The following is a 17,563-nucleotide window of genomic DNA, read 5'->3' as shown; positions in this document are numbered from 1 at the left end:
CCGTGTGGTGGATCAGCTGCAGCCGGACGTGCTGCCGCAGCCCTCGCAGACGTAGCAGCTGCCCGCCGGGCGCATCTTCGTGCCGCAGGTGAAGCACAGCGGCGCGTCGGCGCCCTTGCCCGACACCAGCTCCAGCAGCTCGGTGGAGGAGCCGGCCGCGGGGGCCTGCTTCTCCGCCTCCAGCGGCGGCGTCGCCGCCGGGGAGGTGGACGCGCCGACCGGGGCGCTGACCGGGGCCGACGCGGCCATGCCGGCCAGGTCGACGCCGGCCGCCTCGGCGGCGGCCTCGGCCTGGATCTGGGCCGCGCGCTCCTTGGCGGTGAAGATGCCCAGCTCGGCGCGGGTGTCGTAGGGCAGGAAGTCCAGCGCCAGGCGGCGGAAGATGTAGTCCATCACCGACGCCGCCATGCGGATGTCCGGGTCGTCGGTCATGCCGGCCGGCTCGAAGCGCATGTTGGTGAACTTGCTGACGTACGTCTCCAGCGGGACGCCGTACTGCAGCCCTATCGAGATCGCCACCGAGAAGGCGTCCATGACGCCGGCCAGGGTGGAGCCCTGCTTCGACATCTTCAGGAAGACCTCGCCGAGGCCGTCGTCCGGGTAGGACGACGCGGTGAGGTAACCCTCGGCGCCGCCGACCGAGAAGGAGACCGTCTCCGACGGGCGCTTCTTCGGCAGGCGCTTGCGCACCGGGCGGTACTCGACGACCTTCTCGACGACCTTCTCGACCTCGGCGGCGGGGGTCTCCGCAGCCTTGTTCGGCTTGGCGGCCGACAGCGGCTGGCCCACCTTGCAGTTGTCGCGGTAGATCGCGAGCGCCTTCAGGCCGAGCTTCCAGCCCTGGTAGTGAATGTCCTCGATCTCCTCGACGGTGGCCGTCTCCGGCATGTTGACCGTCTTGGAGATGGCGCCGGACAGGAACGGCTGCGCGGCCGCCATCATCCGGACGTGACCCATCGGGGCGATGGACCGCTCGCCCATGGCGCAGTCGAAGACGCTGTAGTGCTCCGGCTTGAGGCCGGGGGCGTCGACGACGTGGCCGTGGTCGGCGATGTGCTCGACGATCGCCTCGACCTGCTCCTCGGGGTAGCCGAGGCTGCGCAGGGCGCGCGGGACCGTCTGGTTGACGATCTGCATGGAGCCGCCGCCGACGAGCTTCTTGAACTTGACCAGGGCCAGGTCGGGCTCGATGCCGGTGGTGTCGCAGTCCATCATCAGGCCGATGGTGCCGGTGGGGGCGAGCACCGACGCCTGGGCGTTGCGCCAGCCGTTGCGGTCGCCGAGCTTGTTGCCCGCCTGCCACTGCTTGGTGGCCTCGCGGACGATCTCGGTGGCGACGACGCCGGACGGGCGGATGCCGTCGTTGGCGGCGGCGTGCTTGCGCATGACCCGCTTGTGCGCGTCGGCGTTGCGGGCGTAGCCCTCGTACGGGCCGACGACGCCGGCGAGCTCGGCGGAGCGGCGGTACGCAGTACCGGTCATCAGCGAGGTGATCGCGCCGGCCACGCTGCGGCCCGCGTCGGAGTCGTACGCCAGGCCCGACGCCATCAGCAGGGCGCCCAGGTTCGCGTACCCGATGCCGAGCTGGCGGTAGGCGCGGGTCGTGATGCCGATCTTCTCGGTCGGGAAGTCGGCGAAGCAGATGGAGATGTCCATGGCGGTGATGACGAACTCGACGCTGCGGACGAACTTCTCCACCTCGAAGCCGCCGTCGGCCTTGAGGAACTTCATGAGGTTCAGCGACGCCAGGTTGCAGGACGAGTCGTCCAGCGACATGTACTCCGAACACGGGTTGGACGCGGTGATGCGGCCGGTCTCCGGGTTGGTGTGCCAGTCGTTGATGGTGTCGTCGTACTGGATGCCCGGGTCGGCGCACTCCCACGCGGCCTGCGCGATCTTGCGGAACAGGTCGCGGGCGTCGATGGTCTCGATGACCTCGCCGTGCAGGCGGCCGCGCAGCTCGAACGGGCGGCCCTCCTCGTAGGCGCGCATGAACTCGTCGCTGACGCGGACCGAGTTGTTGGCGTTCTGGTACTGCACGCTGACGATGTCGTCGCCGCCGAGGTCCATGTCGAACCCGGCGTCGCGCAGGGCCCGGATCTTGTTCTCCTCGCGGGCCTTGGTGGTGACGAACTCCTCGATGTCGGGGTGGTCGACGTCGAGGATGACCATCTTGGCGGCGCGGCGGGTGGCGCCGCCCGACTTGATGGTGCCGGCGGACGCGTCGGCGCCGCGCATGAAGCTGACCGGGCCGGACGCGGTGCCGCCCGAGGACAGCAGCTCCTTGGAGGAGCGGATGCGCGACAGGTTGACGCCGGAGCCGGAGCCGCCCTTGAAGATCAGCCCCTCCTCCTTGTACCAGTCCAGGATGGAGTCCATCGAGTCGTCGACCGACAGGATGAAGCAGGCGCTGACCTGCTGCGGCGACGAGGTGCCCACGTTGAACCACACCGGCGAGTTGAAGCTGAAAACCTGGTGCAGCAGCATCCAGGTGAGCTCCTGCTCGAAGATGTCGGCGTCGGCCGGCGCGGCGAAGTAGCCGTACTGCTCGCCCGCCGCGCGGTAGGTCTTGGCGACCCGGTCGATGAGCTGCTTCAGCGACCACTCGCGCTGGTCGGTGCCCACGGCGCCACGGAAGTACTTCGTGGTGACGATGTTCGCCGCGTTGACGCTCCAGAAGTCGGGGTACTCGACCCCGCGCTGCTCGAAGTTGATCGAGCCGTCGCGCCAGTTCGTCATGACGACGTCGCGCCGCTCCCAGGTGACCTCGTCGTAGGGGTGCACCCCGTCCGTGGTCCAGACGCGCTCGAGCTTCAGCCCCCCAGCTGGTGCCCCGTTCACGCGACTGCGTGCCTTACCCGTACCGATGCCGTCACCGGCCATGGTGCTTCCCCCTCGGCTTGCTGGAACACAAATCAGAAATACGTCTAGGTGGCCGGCTGCGCCTCGCGCAGCGCGGCGATCTCCCGCTCGAAGGCGTCGATGGAGTCGAAGGACTTGTAGACGCTGGCGAACCGCAGGTACGCCACCGCGTCGAGCTCGCGCAGCGGGCCCAGGATGGCCAGGCCCACATCGTGGCTCGGGATCTCGGCGGCGCCGCGCGCCCGGACGGTCTCCTCGACCTTCTGCGCGAGCAGCGCGATCGAGTCCTCGTCCACGGGCCGGCCCTGGCAGGCCTTGCGCACCCCGCTCATGATCTTGGTGCGGCTGAACGGCTCGGTGACGCCGCTGCGCTTGACCACCGCGAGCACCGCCTCCTCGACCGTGGTGAACCGCTTGCCGCACTCCGGGCACGACCGCCGCCGGCGGATGAGCTGACCGTCGTCGGCTTCGCGCGAGTCGACCACACGCGAGTCGGCGTGCCGGCAGTACGGGCAGCGCACCGGGATCCTCCAGACGGTGCGAAGCCAGCTGCGGGCACGCGGAACCGCAGCCCACCGGCGGGTGGAACCGCCGTTGCGCTGTGGATAACGTGTGGAGAACGCCGGGGAGGCAACCCCAACCCGTGGATGACTTACACCCTTGTAACTACTAGATGTTGTGGTTGACGTTAGGCCGCCGCCGACGCGGGCGCAAGTCAATCGGAGTGTCGGCGCGCCGTGTCGTCACACTCAACACGAGGGGTGGGTGGCCGGTTACCGGCAGCGCCGGGAAACGGTCATTCGGCACGCGGGAGCAGCAGACTCTCGCCCGGGTGCACCACCGAACCGGACAGATCGTTGAGCCGGCGGATGTCCGCCACGACGGCCGCGGGACTGCGGCCCGGGTCGTGCCGCGACGCGATCGACCACAGGGTGTCGTGCGGGCCGACGACCGCCGTGGGCCCCGCCGCGGGGACGCCCGGCGCGGGGTCCGCCGCGCGCGACGCGCTCGCCAGCAGGATGCCGCAGGTGGTGTTCACCACGAGGAAGAAGCCGAGGACGGCGGCCCGGCCCCGCCGCGTGAGGCGCAATCTCGGAGCCGGCACCACCGGCGCACCGCCTGCCACCATGACGTTCACCCTTCCGGTCGTACGCCCGTTCGATCGAACGGACGTACGATGGTTTATCAGAACAGGTGTGCGGAAGTCGAGCACTCCCTGGCGACACGCCGCAGAAAAGTCGTACAGATGTTTGAAAGTGTCGGGGTGCGCCGATACGGTTTCCCGGCAAGAGGGGTTAGCCGGACATCACCCTTCCCCACACGGGCGTTGGCCGGCTCGCGACGCAACCACGCCCGCGCGGGCGTGGCCGACAGGGAGGGCGGACGTGTCGACCGACGACCGGACCAGCCGGCAACACCAGGACCGAGCCGACGCTCCGGCGCAGGCTCCCGTCAAGCGGCGGCCGGCCACGCGGGCCCGCAGCGCCGCCCCACAGGTCCGCTCCGTCGCCCCGGTGGTCAGCGCGTTCCCGGACCCGGCGACCGTTGACCTCACCGCCCGGCAACGGCGCATCCTCGAGTTCATCCGCGACTGGGTGGAGCGCTACGGCTACCCGCCGAGCGTGCGCGAGATCGGCGAGGCCGTCGGCCTCGTGTCGCCGTCGTCAGTGGCCTACCAGCTCAAGGAGCTGGAGCGGAAGGGCTTCCTGCGCCGCGACCCCAACCGCCCCCGCGCCGTCGACGTGCGCCCGCCCAGCGACGCGATCGACGACGAGGCGGTGCGCGCCCAGCGCCCCACCCCGGCGTACGTGCCGCTGCTCGGCCAGATCGCCGCCGGTGGACCCATCCTGGCCGAGCAGGCCGTCGAGGACGTGTTCCCGCTGCCGCGCGAGCTGGTCGGCGAGGGCGAGGTCTTCATGCTCCAGGTCAAGGGCGACTCGATGATCGACGCCGCGATCTGCAACGGCGACTGGGTCGTGGTGCGCCAGCAGCCCACCGCCGAGTCGGGCGACATCGTGGCCGCCATGCTCGACGGCGAGGCCACGGTGAAGAACTACCGGCGGCGCGACGGCCACGTGTGGCTGATGCCGGCGAACTCGGCGTTCGACCCGATCCCGGGCGACACGGCCACGATCATGGGCCGCGTGGTGGCGGTGCTGCGCCGCATCTGAGGTCTTCCGCCGCTCCGGCGGGCGGGGCACCCTGCGGGGGTGACCGTCCGCCGGCCGGTCCACGAAGCCGACGCGGAAGGTGATTGGCCTGGCCGGGGTCCGGCTTGGGCCGGGGTCCGGCTTGGGCCGGGGTCCGGCTTGGGCCGGGGTCCGGCATGGGCCGGGGTCCGGCATGGGCCGAGGTCCGATCCGGCAAGGGTCGCGGTCCGGCCTGAGGTCCGGTCCGGCACGGGCCTAGGTTCGGATTGTGCCCCGCCGGAGTCCGAGACTGTCTGCGCCGGGCTCTGGGGTCCGGCCGTATCCGCATCCGCGCTAGGTCCGCGCCCGGGTTCAGGTCCGCGCCCGGGTTCAGGTCCGCGCCCGGATTCAGGTCCGCGCCCGGATTCAGGTCCGCGCCCAGGTTCCGGTCCAGCTTCGGACCGGGGATCCGTCAGCGGTAGTCGGCGTAGCTCTCGCCGCGGCGCCCCGCGCCGTAGCCGTCGTGGCCGTGCCCGCCGCCGGCGCCCTGCCAGCCGTCGTGGCCGCCGTCGTGCCCGCGACCACCGCCGCCGCGCCCGTAGGCGCCGGCCGGGCCGTAGCTGGTGTCAGCCGGCGCGTGGACGCCCGCCGAGCCGCGACCGTCGCCCGCACCGTGACCGCCGCCCGCGCCGCGGCCACCGCTCGGGCCGCCCGCCGACGCGTAGGCGCCGGCACCGGCGCTCGCGCCGCCGCCGCCGTACGTTCCGGCCGGCGCCGGGCCGTAGGCGCCGGAGCCGCCGGGGTTGTGCGCGCCCGGCTGGGACATGGCCTGCCGCCCACCGCCGCCGTACACGCCGGGCGGGTTGACCGGCGGAGGCGGATTGCCGTAGACACCGCGGTCACCGCGGTCGGGAGCGCGGTCAGGGCCGCGCTCGGGAGCACGGTCAGGGCCACGCTCCGGGCCACGCTCCGGGCCGCGGTCGCCGGCGGTGCCGCCGTACACCCCGCCGCCCTTGCGCGCCGGTGCGGCCGGCGGCGGGGCAGCCGGGGCTCCCCCGTACACCGAGCCCTTCTTCGGCGGGGCACCCGGCGGAGCAGCCGCAGGGGGGGCCGCCGGGCCGGCGCCGTACACGCCGCCGCGCCCGCCGCCCTGGCCCGCGGCCTGCAGCGGCCGGTCGTCCTTGACGGCGTCGATCTGGGCGGTCTCAGCGTTGCGCACCGCGGCCGGCGCCGGCTTCTTCGGCGCGGCGGCAGCGGAGGCGGCAGCCGTGGCCTTCGCAGGCACGGGCTCGTCGTCGTCCAGCGGGCGCTTGCGGCCGCGCATGATGCCGAAGATGCCCATGCCGACGAGGATCGCGCCGAGCACGCCGACGCCGCCGACCATGTACGTGATGTCGGACAGGTCGAGGCGGGCGAACCACGACGGGCCGCTGTCCTTCTCGTCCGCGCCGCCCGGCTGCTTCGCCGACGCGGTGACGACCTCGGTGGCCGGGGTGTAGCGCAGGAGCACGTTCTCCGAGTCCTCGAAGTCGCCGAGGTCGGAGACGGTGAGGAAGTTCTTGCCGTCGGGCGTGTAGGCGATGGCCTCGCCGAAGGGCTCGTCGGGCAGGGGCGTGACCCGCGGCTTGTTCTTGACGGCGGCCGCGATGTCGCCGCCGGTGACGTCCCACTCGTACGCGTCGGAGTAGGTGCGCAGCACGACCCGGGTGCCGTCGGGTGAGACGGCGCCGCCGGTGACGGTGACGCGGCCCGGGATGAAACCGGTCGGGGTGGTGCTGGCCGGCACGGTGAACTCGCCGATCTTCTCCAGCGGCACGCCCGTGGTGTTGTTCGCCTTCATCGGGCCGGTCGGCGTGTACAGGCCGGACTTGCCGATCTCCTTGGTGACGATGATCGGCTTGTTGTCGGGGGTGAGCAGCAGCGCCTCGGCGTCCTTGGGACCGTCCGGGTAGGTGAAGCGGTGGATGACCGGCTGCTTGGCGCCGCTGACCGGCATCGTCCACAGGGCGACCGTGGGGCGGCGCTCGGGGTTGGTCACGTTGTCGCCGACGTCGGCGATCCACAGCGTCTTGCCGTCGGGCGACAGGACCAGGTCCTCGGGGTCGCGCGGGGTCACCGGGAACGGGACGCGGTTCTCGATCTCGCACGTCTTGTCGAGGAAGAAGACGCGGCGCCGGGCGTCACTGTCCGTGCCGTCGTTGACGACGACGTAGCCCTCGTCGGTGGCGACCAGTCCGGAGAGCTCGTTGAGCAGCTCGCTGGTCATGGTGCAGACCTTCTTGCCCGGCGCTGCCTTCGACGCCTCGGCCGGGGCCGGCTCGGCGGAGGCGGGCCCGGCGCCGACCGCGAGCAGCCCGAGGGCAGCCGCGACCGGGAGCACGAGACGACGCATGCGGTCAGTGTTACATGCGCGCGCCGCACGCGGTGTTACGCGTGGATCAATGCTGCCCATCCGACACTTCATCACCGCGTCCAACGACCGGGAGCGAAACGCGTCGTGCCGGTCACAGTACAGATAGTGACCGGCACGGTGCGTCCACGATGGACCGACTACAGAGCGCGAAGCTCCGCGGCGAGCTGCTCGTCGACGCGCACCCGCAGTTCGGTGCCGCCGTCGGTGTGCCGGGCCGACAGCACCTGGCCCCGGCGGTGCACCCGCGCGACGAGGTCGCCGCGGTCGTACGGGACCAGCACCTCCAGCTCGACGCGCGGGCGCGGCAGCCGGGTCTCGATGGCGGCGCGCAGCTCGTCGATGCCGCGGCCGGAGTGCGCCGACACGAACACGGCCTCGGGCCACGCGCGCTTGAGGCGCAGCAGGGTCTCCTCGTCGGCGGTGTCGACCTTGTTGACCACCAGCAGCTCGGGCAGCTTGTCGGCGTTCACCTCGGCCAGCACCTCGCGGACCGCGCGGACCTGCTCCTCGGGGTCGGCGTGCGCGCCGTCGACGACGTGCACGACCAGGTCGGCGTCGGCGACCTCCTCCAGCGTCGAGCGGAACGCCTCGACGATCTGGTGCGGAAGGTGCCGGACGAAGCCCACCGTGTCCGACAGGGTGTAGGTGCGGCCGTCGGTGGCCTCCGCGCGCCGGGTCGTCGGGTCGAGGGTGGCGAACAGCGCGTCCTCGACCAGCACGCCCGCCCCGGTGAGGCGGTTGAGCAGGCTCGACTTGCCGGCGTTGGTGTAGCCGGCGATGGCGACCGCGGGCACCGCGTTGCGCTGGCGGCCGGCCCGCTTGGTGTTGCGGATGGTCCGCATGGCCTTGATCTCGCGGCGCAGCCGCGCGATGCGGGTGCGGATCCGCCGGCGGTCGATCTCCAGCTTCGTCTCACCGGGACCGCGCAGGCCCACGCCGCCGCCCGCGCCGCCGCCGGCGCCACCGGCCTGCCGGGACAGCGTCTCGCCCCAGCCGCGCAGCCGCGGCAGCAGGTACTCGAGCTGGGCCAGCTCGACCTGCGCCTTGCCCTCCTTGCTCTTGGCGTGCTGGGCGAAGATGTCGAGGATCAGCGCCGTCCGGTCGACGACCTTGACCTTGACCTTCTGCTCCAGGTTGCGCAGCTGGGAGGGCGACAGCTCGCCGTCGCAGATGACCGTGTCGGCGCCCGTCGCGACGACCACGTCGCGCACCTCGTCGACCTTGCCGCGGCCGATGAAGGTGGCCGGGTCGGGCCGCTGCCGCCGCTGCACGAGCCCCTCGAGCACCTGCGAGCCCGCGGTCTCGCTCAGCGCCGCCAGCTCGGCCATGGAGTTGTCGGCGTCGGTGGCCGTGCCCTCGGTCCAGACGCCGACCAGCACGACGCGCTCGAGGCGCAGCTGCCGGTACTCGACCTCGGTGACGTCGGTGAGCTCCGTCGAGAGCCCGGCGACGCGCCTCAAGGAGTGCCGGTCGTCCAGCTCCAGGTCACCCGTGGTGATCTGGTCCAGCTCGGCGTCACTGTCGTAAGAAGTTCGCAAAAGTAAGCCTCCTAGGCCCCGATCGTGACACGGCCGGGGTGCCGGGCGCATCCGGATATGCACCCTGCGCGTTGGTCCCAAACGTGAACTCATGGGTAACCCGTGCGGTGGGGGCGGATATTCCGGACGCGCAAGAATGCACGCACGGCGGTAGCGCCGACCCCTGCAACGACGGAGGGAAACCCGTGGTCACCACCCGCCTGCCCAGCGCCGGCTTCTCGATCACCATCCGGGTCAGCGTGACCGCCGACGCGTCGGCCATCGGCCGCCTGACCACCTGTGTCGGCGAGTCCGGGGCCATCGTGACGGCGCTCGACGTGGTCGACTCCGACCCCGTCGGCGTCACCGTCGACCTGACCTGCGACACCGCCGACTCCAGCCACGCCGACCAGGTCGTCAAGGCGCTCGAGGCGCTGCCCGGCGTGAACGTCCGCAAGGTGTCCGACCGGACCTTCCTGCTGCACCTCGGCGGCAAGATCGAGGTGTCGTCGAAGGTCGCCCTGCGCAACCGCGACGAGCTGTCGCGCGCCTACACCCCCGGCGTCGCCCGCGTCTGCATGGCCATCGCCGAGAACCCCGGCGACGCCCGCCGCCTCACCATCAAGCGCAACACCGTCGCCGTCGTCAGCGACGGCTCCGCGGTGCTCGGCCTGGGCAACATCGGCCCGTACGCCGCCATGCCCGTCATGGAGGGCAAGGCCGCCCTGTTCAAGCGCTTCGGCGGCGTCGACGCGTGGCCCGTCGTCCTCGACACCCAGGACACCGACGAGATCGTCGCGATCGTGCGCGCCATCGCGCCGGCGTACGGCGGCATCAACCTGGAGGACATCGCCGCGCCGCGCTGCTTCGAGATCGAGGAGCGGCTGCGCGAGCTGCTCGACATCCCCGTGTTCCACGACGACCAGCACGGCACCGCCATCTGCGTGCTGGCCGCCCTCACGAACGCCCTGCGCGTCGTGGGCAAGGAGATCTCGCAGGTCCGGGTCGTGGTGTCCGGCGCCGGGGCCGCGGGTACGGCCATCATGAAGCTGCTGCTGCGCCAGGGCGTCGGCGACATCATCGCGTACGACCGGCCGGGCGCCCTGCACCGCGGCCTGCCCGACCTCACCCCGTCGTGGCAGTGGCTCGCCGAGAACACCAACAAGACGCAGTACGCGGGCGACCTCAAGGGCGCGGTGCGCGGCGCCGACGTGTTCATCGGCGTCAGCGCGCCCAACCTGCTCACCGGCGACGACATCGCCACGATGGCGGACCGGTCGATCGTGTTCGCGCTGGCCAACCCCGACCCGGAGGTCGACCCGCGGGCGGCCCGCGAGCACGCCGCCGTCGTCGCCACCGGCCGCTCCGACCAGCCGAACCAGATCAACAACGTGCTGGCGTTCCCCGGCGTCTTCCGCGGCATGCTCGACGCGCACGCCGAGGAGTTCACCGAGGAGATGGCCCTGGCGGCGGCCCGCGCCATCGCGGACGTCGTCGGCGAGGACAAGATCAACCCCACGGTCATCGTCCCGTCGGTCTTCGACGCCCGCGTCGCCCCGGCGGTCGCCGCCGCCGTCCGCGCGGCCGCCGAGGGCAAGCCCGTCCCGCCGCCCCCGCCGGCGGCCGAGCCGGTCAGCCTGGACACCGCCCCACCGGCGGTCCTCTAGCCGCCTGCGCGGGGCGGAGCCGCCGGTCCCCCGCCCCGCGCGGGCCGCTACGAGGCCAGGGCGCGGGTCGGGGGCAGGGCCGCCGCGCGCATCGCCGGGTACAGGCCCGCGACCGCGCCGACCAGCGTCGTCGCCGCCACTCCCCCGGCCAGCGCCCAGCCCGGCACCACGGGTGGCCAGTCCCGGGACAGGGCGTAGCCCGCCGTCACCAGGGCGCCGGTCAGCACGCCCGCCACGCCGCCCAGGGTGGCCAGCAGCAGCGATTCCACCAGGAACTGCGTCCTGACCTGGCCGCGGGTGGCGCCCAGGGCCCGGCGCAGGCCGATCTCCGGGCGGCGTTCCAGCACCGAGATGACCATCGTGTTGGCGACGCCGACGCCGCCGACGAGCAGGGCGACCGCGCCGAGGCCCAGGAGCAGGCCGTTGAGGGCGGCGTCGGTGGCGCGGGCGGCGGCCAGGGCGTCGGACGGGCGGGACACCGTCACCTCGTTCGGGGCGGCCGGGTTGACGGTGGCGGCCAGGACGGCGCGGACCGCCTCGACGGCCGGCTCGGCGGAGCGGGTGTACACGGTGGTCGGTGCGCCGTCGAAGTCCAGCAGCGCGGCCGCCGACGACCAGCCGACCAGGGCGGAGGCGTCCAGTTCGGGCGCCAGCGGGACCGGGGCGAGGATGCCGGTCACCGCGTACCAGGCGCCGCCCAGCCACACCCGCACGCCCGGGGCGGTGACGCCGAGCCGCCGGGCGGCCGTCGCGCCCAGCACCACGGCCGGGGCGGCCGACTCCGTCAGCCAGCGGCCGCGGGCCACCGTGCCGCCGACCGTGCCGAGCAGGTCGTCGCGCGCGGCCCGGACGGCGATGCTGCCCGTCTCGGCGGCCGGGACGTGGTCGGTGCGGTACACCTTGGCGTCCAGCACCGCCGTCGCGGACACCGACTCGACGGGGCCGATGCGGCGCACCATCGCCAGCGACTCGGCGGGCAGGGTGGCCTCGTCGCCGAACAGGGTCTGGCCGGGCGCCGCCGTCAGCAGGTTGGTGCCGAGGGCGGTGAGGGCGCGGTCGACCTCGGCGCGGCTGGAGGCGGAGATGCCGACGACGGCGAGCATCGCGGCGATGCCGATGGCGATGCCGACCGCGGACAGGGTGACCCGCAGCGGGCGGGCGCGCAGGCCCGCGGCGCCGACGCGCAGGACGTCGGCCGGGGCCAGCCGGTGCGGGCTCACGCGGTCACCAGCCGGCCGTCGCGCAGGTGCACCCGGCGGGGCAGGCCGTCGGCGATCTGCCGGTCGTGGGTGATGACCAGCACCGTGGTGCCGGCGGCGTGCAGGTCGTGCAGCAGGGTCAGCACGCCCGCGCCCGACACCGAGTCGAGGTTGCCGGTGGGTTCGTCGGCGAGCAGCAGCGGCGGGTCGCCGACGACGGCGCGGGCGATCGCGACGCGCTGGCGTTCGCCGCCGGACAGCTCGTGCGGGCGGTGGTGGGCGCGGTGGGCGAGGCCCACGCGTTCCAGGGCGGCGGCCGCGCGCCGGCGCCGCTCGCGGCGGCGCACCCCGGCGTAGAGCAGGCCGTCGGCGACGTTGTCCACGGCGGACACCCCGGGCGCCAGGTGGAACTGCTGGAACACGAACCCGACGGTGCGGGCGCGCAGCGCCGACAGCGCCCGGTCGGGCAGCGTCGCCACGTCGGCGCCGCCGATCGTCACCGAGCCCGTGGTCGGGCGGTCGAGGGCGCCGAGCAGGTGCAGCATCGTCGACTTGCCCGAGCCGGACGGGCCGACCACGGCCACGAACTCCCCCGCCGCCACGTCCAGGGTCACCCCGGCCAGGGCGGTCACCCCGCCGGGGTAGGTCTTGCCGACGTCGCGCAGCGCGATCACGACGGCATCCCCACGGTCAGGCCGTCGGCGACGCCCGCGCCGCGCACCTCGGCCGTGCCGCCGGCGACGAGGCCCACCTCGACGGCGACGTGCCCGCCGCCCGCCAGCTCCAGGCCGTAGCCGCCCTCGGCCAGGGCGACCAGCGCGGCGACCGGCACGGTGAGCACGTTCTCGCGCCGCTCGCCGACGTACTCGACCTCGACCGGCCCGGACCGCACCGCGACCGTCCGCTTCAGCGCGATCGTGACGGGCAGGGTGGCCGCGCCGTCGGCGCCCTTCTCCGCCTCCGCGCCGACCGCGGTGACCGTGCCGGCGACGTCCTCGCCGCCGGGCAGGGTCACCGTCACGGCGACGCCGGGCTCGGCCCACGCCACGTCGGACGCGTCGGCGTCGACGGTGACGACCGGCGCGGTGCCGGTGTGCCGGAGCACCTCGCCGCCGGCCGGGCCGCCGAGCCGGGCGGTCAGCGACGCCACCCGGATCTCCCCCGGCGCCACGGCCGCCCACGCCGCCGACACCCGGCCGGTCCCGGGGCGGCCCAGGTCGTCCTGCCACTCGCGCACGGCGCGGGCGGTCGCCGCGGTGTAGTCGTCGTCGGCGGTGAAGCCGTCGTAGCCGAGGGCGCGCAGGTTGCGCTCCAGCTGCCGCACGTCGGCGCCGGACAGCCCGGGGCGCAGCTCCCGGTACAGCGGCAGCGTGCCGTACAGCAGCACGACCGGGTCGTCGTCGGCGCGGAACAGGGTGCCGCCGCGGCGCACGGTCCGGCCCGCCGCGGGCAGCCACGTGACGGTGCCGGTGGCGGTGGTGACCAGCGGCACCGGGTCGCCGTGGCCCAGCTCGCCGTCGACCGTCGCGGTGTCGGCGAGCGTCCCCGTGCGGACCGTGGTGGTGGCGGCCGGGCCGGTCGCGGGCGGCGTACCCCCGGGGCCGGAGTCGATGGCCCAGGCGGCCGCGCCGGCCGACGCCAGGGTGACCACCGCGGCGGCGGCGCCGACGGCCGCCCGCCGGCGGGGCCTCACTTCCCACCGCCGGGCGCCACGGCGGGCGCGTCGCCGACCCGGTCCGGGCCGAGGTGCTTGCACGCCTCCGCGGCCCGGCGCATCGCCTCCGGGTCGGCGTCGCCGTCCTCGCCGAAGCGCAGCACGCCGGTGGCCGGGTCGGGGTCGGGGAAGCCGGGCACGCCGTTGGCGCGCATGCACCGGGCCATCGCGCGCATCTTCTCGACGTCCTCCGGCGACAGCTCGGGCGGGACGCCGCCGTTGGGCAGCAGGCTGCGGCACTTCTCCATCGCCGCCTCGACCTTGCCGCCGGGCTTGCCGCCGGGCTTGCCGCCGGAGCCCGGCTCAGCGGCCCGGACGGCGATCCGCCCGTCCTCCGCGTCCTCGATGTCCACGCCGTTGTCGCGCATGCACCGGGTGAACTGCCGGCGCTGCTCGGCCTCGTCGGCGGACGGCGTCGGCGCGGCGCTCGCGCCGCCGCCCGCCGGGCCGCCGGCCGTGGCGACCGCGGGGCCGCCGTCGTCGCGGGCGCAGCCGCCGAGCAGCGCGATGACCACCATCAGGGGTACGACCAGGGTTCGTCTCATGGCGCCCAGCTCACCGCCCGGGCCGTAAAGGGATCATCAGCGCCGGCGCTCACAGCTTTCTTACGGCCCGGCGGTCCACCATGTGCCGATGCGGGTGCTGATAGCCGAGGACGAGACCGTGCTGGCCGACGCGATCGCCGAGGGGCTGCGGCTGCAGGCCCTGGCGGTCGACACGGTGTACGACGGCGACGCCGCCCTGGAACGCCTGGCCGTCAACGACTACGACGTGCTCGTCCTCGACCGCGACCTGCCGCTGGTGCACGGCGACGACGTGTGCCGCGCGGTCGTCGAGTCGGGCGGCGCGGTGCGGGTGCTCATGCTGACCGCCGCCGCGGACGTGTCCGCCCGGGTGGCGGGGCTGGCGCTCGGCGCGGACGACTACCTGCCGAAGCCGTTCGCCTTCCCGGAGCTGGTGGCGCGGGTGCGGGCGCTCGGGCGGCGGGCCCGCCCGGCGGCGCCGCCGGTGCTGTGCCGGGCGGGCATCCGGCTCGACACCAGCCGCCGGGAGGTGTTCCGCGACGGCCACCACGTGCCGGTGTCGCGCAAGGAGTTCGCGGTGCTGGAGGAGCTGCTGCGGGCGGGCGGGGCGGTGGTCAGCACCGAGCAGCTGCTGGAGCGGGCGTGGGACGAGCACACCGACCCGTTCACGAACGTGGTGCGGGTGACGGTGATGACGCTGCGCCGCAAGCTCGGCCCGCCGCAGGTCGTCGAGACCGTCACGGGCGTCGGGTACCAGATCCGATGACGCACCGGTGGACCGTCCGCGCCCGGCTGACCGCCCTGTACGGCTCGCTGTTCGTGCTCGCCGGGGCGGCGCTGCTCGGCATCACGTACCTGCTGCTGCAGCAGGCGCTCGGCGACCAGCTGATCGACCGGCAGCTGGTGTTCCGGGCCGAGGGGGCGATCGGGCCGGTGTCCGGACCGGTCGCGGCCTCCGTGCCCGCCACCCTGCCGCTGCCGGAGGGGCTCACCCCCGACCAGCGCACGGCCGCGCTGGGGCGGCTGCAGCTGGCCGAGACGCTGCAGCAGGACTTCCGCGACCGCACCCTGACGACCCTGCTGCAGCGCGGCGCCATGGCGCTGGGCGCGGTGGCGCTCGTCGGCATCTGGCTCGGCTGGCTGGCCGCCGGGCGCACCCTGCGGCCCATCCAGCAGATCACCGCCACGGCGCGCCGGGTCGCCGACCGCAGCCTGCACGAGCGGATCGCGCTGACCGGCCCGCGCGACGAGCTGAAGCAGCTCGCCGACACGTTCGACGACATGCTGGAACGCCTCGACGCGTCGTTCGACTCGCAGCGCCGGTTCGTCGCGAACGCCTCGCACGAGCTGCGCACCCCGCTGGCCATCAACCGCACGCTGCTGGAGGTGGCGCTCAGCCGGCCGGACGCGCCGCCCGCCCTGCACCAGCTCGGCGGCACCCTGCTGGAGGTGAACGCCCGGCACGAGCGGCTCATCGACGGCCTGCTGGTGCTGGCGTCCTCGGAGCAGACGATCGCCGACCCGGCCCCCGTCGACCTGGCCGACGTGGCCGGGCGCCTGGTCGAGGGGGCCTGCCCCGGCGCCGCGGTCGCCGTCACGCTGGACGCCGCGCCGGCCGTCGTGGCGGGCGACGCGGTGCTGCTGGAACGCCTGACGCAGAACCTCGTCGCCAACGCGGTCGCCTACAACCGGCCCGCGGGGCGCGTCGCGGTCACCGTCGGACCCGGCCCGTCGGGGGTACGCCTCACCGTGGCCAACACCGGCCCGCCGATCGCCGCGTACGAGGTGCCGGGCCTGTTCGAGCCGTTCCGCCGGCTCACCGACCGGGTCGGCTCGGCGCGCGGCACCGGGCTGGGCCTGTCGATCGTGCGCTCGGTGGCGCGGGCGCACGGCGGCGAGGCGACGGCGGCGCCCGGCCCGGACGGCGGCCTGACGGTGACCGTGGACCTGCCGGCCGCGCCGGTCAGCCGCGCGCGGCCAGCCAGCCCCGCAGCTCCGCCGGGCGGTCCGTGATGATCCCGCCGACGCCCAGGCCCAGGGCGGCGGCCCAGCCGGCCGGCTCGTTCACCGTCCACGGCATGACGGCCGCGCCGGCGGCGGCGACGGCCGGCACCACCGACGGGTCGCCGACCACGTCGGCCAGCGACGGGTTGTAGAAGACGGCGCCGTGCGCGCGGACCACCGCGGCCGGGTCGGCGTCCAGGCCCTCGCGCAGCACCCCGCGGCGCAGCTCCGGCAGCAGCTCGGCGGCGGCGTGCAGGACCGGGTCGGCGAAGCTCTGCAGCACCGTGCGGCGCACCAGCCCGCGCTCGGTGAGCTGGGCCAGGATCGCCTTCACCTCGTCGCCGGTGGCCGGGGGCTTGATCTCCAGCAGCACCTGCGGGCCGGGCGCGGCGGCGAGCAGGTCGAGCACCTCGGCCAGCGTCGGCACGCGCACCCCCGCGAACACCGGGGCGAACCAGCCGCCCGCGTCGCGGGAGCGCAGGTCGTCGAACCGGACCTCGGCGACCGGCCCGGCGCCCGGCACCGTGCGCCCGAGCAGCCGGTCATGGATCACCACCGGGACGCCGTCGGCGGTGGTGCGCACGTCGAACTCGATCCAGTCGGCGCCCGCGGCGACGCCCGCGTGCAGGGCGAGCAGTGTGTTCTCGGGCGCGATCCCGGCGTAGCCGCGGTGCGCGACGACGAACGTCACAGTGCCGCCCGGTCGACCGTGCCCGTCGCCACCAGGACGGCCGGGCCGGACAGCCACGCCGTCCGCTCGTCCACCGTCACCGTGAGGCGACCGCCGGGCAGGTCGACCGCCACCACGCCGGTGGCCCGGCCGGCGTCGCGCAGGGCGACCGCGCCCACCGCGAGCGCGCCCGTGCCGCACGAGAGGGTCTCGCCGGAGCCGCGCTCGTGGACCCGCATGCGCACGTGCAGGTCGGCGCCGTCGACGGGCTCGCCCGGGGTGGTGAACTCGACGTTGACGCCGGCCGGGAACACGGCGGCGTCGTGGGCGGGCGCGGTGTGCAGGTCGAGCGACTCCAGCGGCACGGCGGCCGGCAGCGCGCAGACCAGGTGCGGGTTGCCGCAGTCGACGGCGGTGCCCGGCACGGTCAGCGGGCCCATGGTCGCGGTGCTCGCGTCGTACACCCGCGGGGTGCCCATGTCGACGGCGATGGTGTCGCCGTCGGCGACCGCGCGCACGAGCCCGGCGCGGGTCGCCACCGGCACGCCGCCGGCGGCGGAGCCGTCGGCGAGGCCGTGGGTGAGCAGGTAGCGCACGAAGACGCGCACGCCGTTGCCGCACATCTCGGCGAACGAGCCGTCGGCGTTCCAGTAGTCCATGAACCACTCGGCCTCGCCCGCCAGGCCGGCCCCCTCGGGGTGCTTCGCGGCGCGGATCACCCGCAGCACGCCGTCGGCGCCGATGCCCCGGCGCCGGTCGCACAGGGCGGCGACCAGCCCCGGCGTCAGGTCGAGCTGCCCGTCGGGGTCGGCGAGGACCACGAAGTCGTTGCCGGTGCCGTGGCCCTTGGTGAACGCAAGCATC

Annotated in this window: 15 protein-coding genes; 4 read left to right on the top strand and 11 right to left on the bottom strand. The window is 74.3% G+C overall.

The window, feature by feature from the left end; all coding sequences use genetic code 11:
* Nucleotides 1-12: 12 nt before the first annotated feature.
* The 3 genes from Sya03_RS04875 to Sya03_RS04865 all read right to left on the bottom strand — a co-directional run bounded on the left by Sya03_RS04875 (nt 13) and on the right by Sya03_RS04865 (nt 3,952).
* Nucleotides 13-2,883, bottom strand: coding sequence for a vitamin B12-dependent ribonucleotide reductase (locus Sya03_RS04875; RefSeq protein WP_203936939.1), 2,871 nt, complete (start codon nt 2,881-2,883; stop codon nt 13-15).
* 44 nt (nt 2,884-2,927) lie between these two features.
* Nucleotides 2,928-3,383 (bottom strand): transcriptional regulator NrdR, encoded by a 456-nt coding sequence (gene nrdR / locus Sya03_RS04870; RefSeq protein WP_203936938.1) that lies wholly within the window; start codon nt 3,381-3,383, stop codon nt 2,928-2,930.
* Between the two features lie 275 nt (nt 3,384-3,658).
* Nucleotides 3,659-3,952 (bottom strand): LysM peptidoglycan-binding domain-containing protein, encoded by a 294-nt coding sequence (locus Sya03_RS04865; protein WP_203936937.1) that lies wholly within the window; start codon nt 3,950-3,952, stop codon nt 3,659-3,661.
* Between the two features lie 295 nt (nt 3,953-4,247).
* On the opposite strand from Sya03_RS04865, the gene lexA reads away from it, so the two are divergent.
* Nucleotides 4,248-5,033, top strand: a complete 786-nt coding sequence (gene lexA / locus Sya03_RS04860) for a transcriptional repressor LexA (RefSeq protein WP_203936936.1) — start codon at nt 4,248-4,250, stop codon at nt 5,031-5,033.
* Between the two features lie 430 nt (nt 5,034-5,463).
* Here the strand turns inward: lexA and Sya03_RS04855 are convergent, their stop codons facing one another.
* The gene (locus Sya03_RS04855; protein ID WP_203936935.1) at nt 5,464-7,383 is read right to left on the bottom strand and encodes a YncE family protein; all 1,920 of its coding nucleotides are present in this window, start codon (nt 7,381-7,383) and stop codon (nt 5,464-5,466) included.
* Nucleotides 7,384-7,541: 158 nt separating this feature from the next.
* On the bottom strand, nt 7,542-8,942 hold the full coding sequence (hflX, locus tag Sya03_RS04850; protein WP_239107111.1) for a GTPase HflX: 1,401 nt from the start codon (nt 8,940-8,942) through the stop codon (nt 7,542-7,544).
* Between the two features lie 185 nt (nt 8,943-9,127).
* Between hflX and Sya03_RS04845 the strand changes: the two genes are divergently transcribed.
* The gene (locus tag Sya03_RS04845) at nt 9,128-10,588 is read left to right on the top strand and encodes an NAD-dependent malic enzyme (protein ID WP_203936933.1); all 1,461 of its coding nucleotides are present in this window, start codon (nt 9,128-9,130) and stop codon (nt 10,586-10,588) included.
* Nucleotides 10,589-10,635: 47 nt separating this feature from the next.
* Here the strand turns inward: Sya03_RS04845 and Sya03_RS04840 are convergent, their stop codons facing one another.
* Genes Sya03_RS04840 through Sya03_RS04825 form a run of 4 tightly spaced genes read right to left on the bottom strand, consistent with a single transcriptional unit; the run spans nt 10,636 to nt 14,046 of the window.
* Nucleotides 10,636-11,808 carry an ABC transporter permease gene (locus Sya03_RS04840; protein WP_239107110.1) on the bottom strand — a complete coding sequence of 391 codons (1,173 nt, stop codon included), beginning with the start codon at nt 11,806-11,808 and terminating at the stop codon, nt 10,636-10,638.
* Entirely contained in the window at nt 11,805-12,461 is a 657-nt protein-coding gene (locus tag Sya03_RS04835) for an ABC transporter ATP-binding protein (protein WP_203936932.1), read from the bottom strand. The genes Sya03_RS04840 and Sya03_RS04835 overlap by 4 nt, the downstream gene beginning before the upstream one ends.
* Entirely contained in the window at nt 12,458-13,480 is a 1,023-nt protein-coding gene (locus tag Sya03_RS04830; protein WP_203936931.1) for a peptidoglycan-binding protein, read from the bottom strand. Before Sya03_RS04830 ends, Sya03_RS04835 begins: the two co-directional genes overlap by 4 nt.
* A complete protein-coding gene (locus Sya03_RS04825; protein WP_203936930.1) occupies nt 13,477-14,046 on the bottom strand; it encodes a hypothetical protein in 570 nt (189 codons plus the stop codon). Before Sya03_RS04825 ends, Sya03_RS04830 begins: the two co-directional genes overlap by 4 nt.
* A gap of 88 nt (nt 14,047-14,134) precedes the next feature.
* Here Sya03_RS04825 and Sya03_RS04820 point away from each other — a divergent pair, with 88 nt between their 5' ends.
* Nucleotides 14,135-14,791 (top strand): response regulator transcription factor, encoded by a 657-nt coding sequence (locus tag Sya03_RS04820; protein ID WP_203936929.1) that lies wholly within the window; start codon nt 14,135-14,137, stop codon nt 14,789-14,791.
* Nucleotides 14,788-16,038, top strand: a complete 1,251-nt coding sequence (locus tag Sya03_RS04815) for a sensor histidine kinase (RefSeq protein ID WP_203936928.1) — start codon at nt 14,788-14,790, stop codon at nt 16,036-16,038. The genes Sya03_RS04820 and Sya03_RS04815 overlap by 4 nt, the downstream gene beginning before the upstream one ends.
* Here the strand turns inward: Sya03_RS04815 and Sya03_RS04810 are convergent.
* Together Sya03_RS04810 and dapF are read right to left on the bottom strand one after the other, a co-directional pair.
* Entirely contained in the window at nt 15,989-16,720 is a 732-nt protein-coding gene (locus Sya03_RS04810) for a glycerophosphodiester phosphodiesterase (protein ID WP_203936927.1), read from the bottom strand. The two genes, Sya03_RS04815 and Sya03_RS04810, sit on opposite strands and share 50 nt — an antisense overlap.
* Nucleotides 16,717-17,562, bottom strand: coding sequence for a diaminopimelate epimerase (gene dapF, locus Sya03_RS04805; RefSeq protein WP_203937046.1), 846 nt, complete (start codon nt 17,560-17,562; stop codon nt 16,717-16,719). Before dapF ends, Sya03_RS04810 begins: the two co-directional genes overlap by 4 nt.
* Nucleotide 17,563: the final 1 nt, after the last annotated feature.

Source organism: Spirilliplanes yamanashiensis (assembly GCF_016863475.1).
GTDB classification, from domain to species: domain Bacteria; phylum Actinomycetota; class Actinomycetes; order Mycobacteriales; family Micromonosporaceae; genus Spirilliplanes; species Spirilliplanes yamanashiensis.
This window is presented reverse-complemented; position numbering and strand designations above follow the sequence as displayed.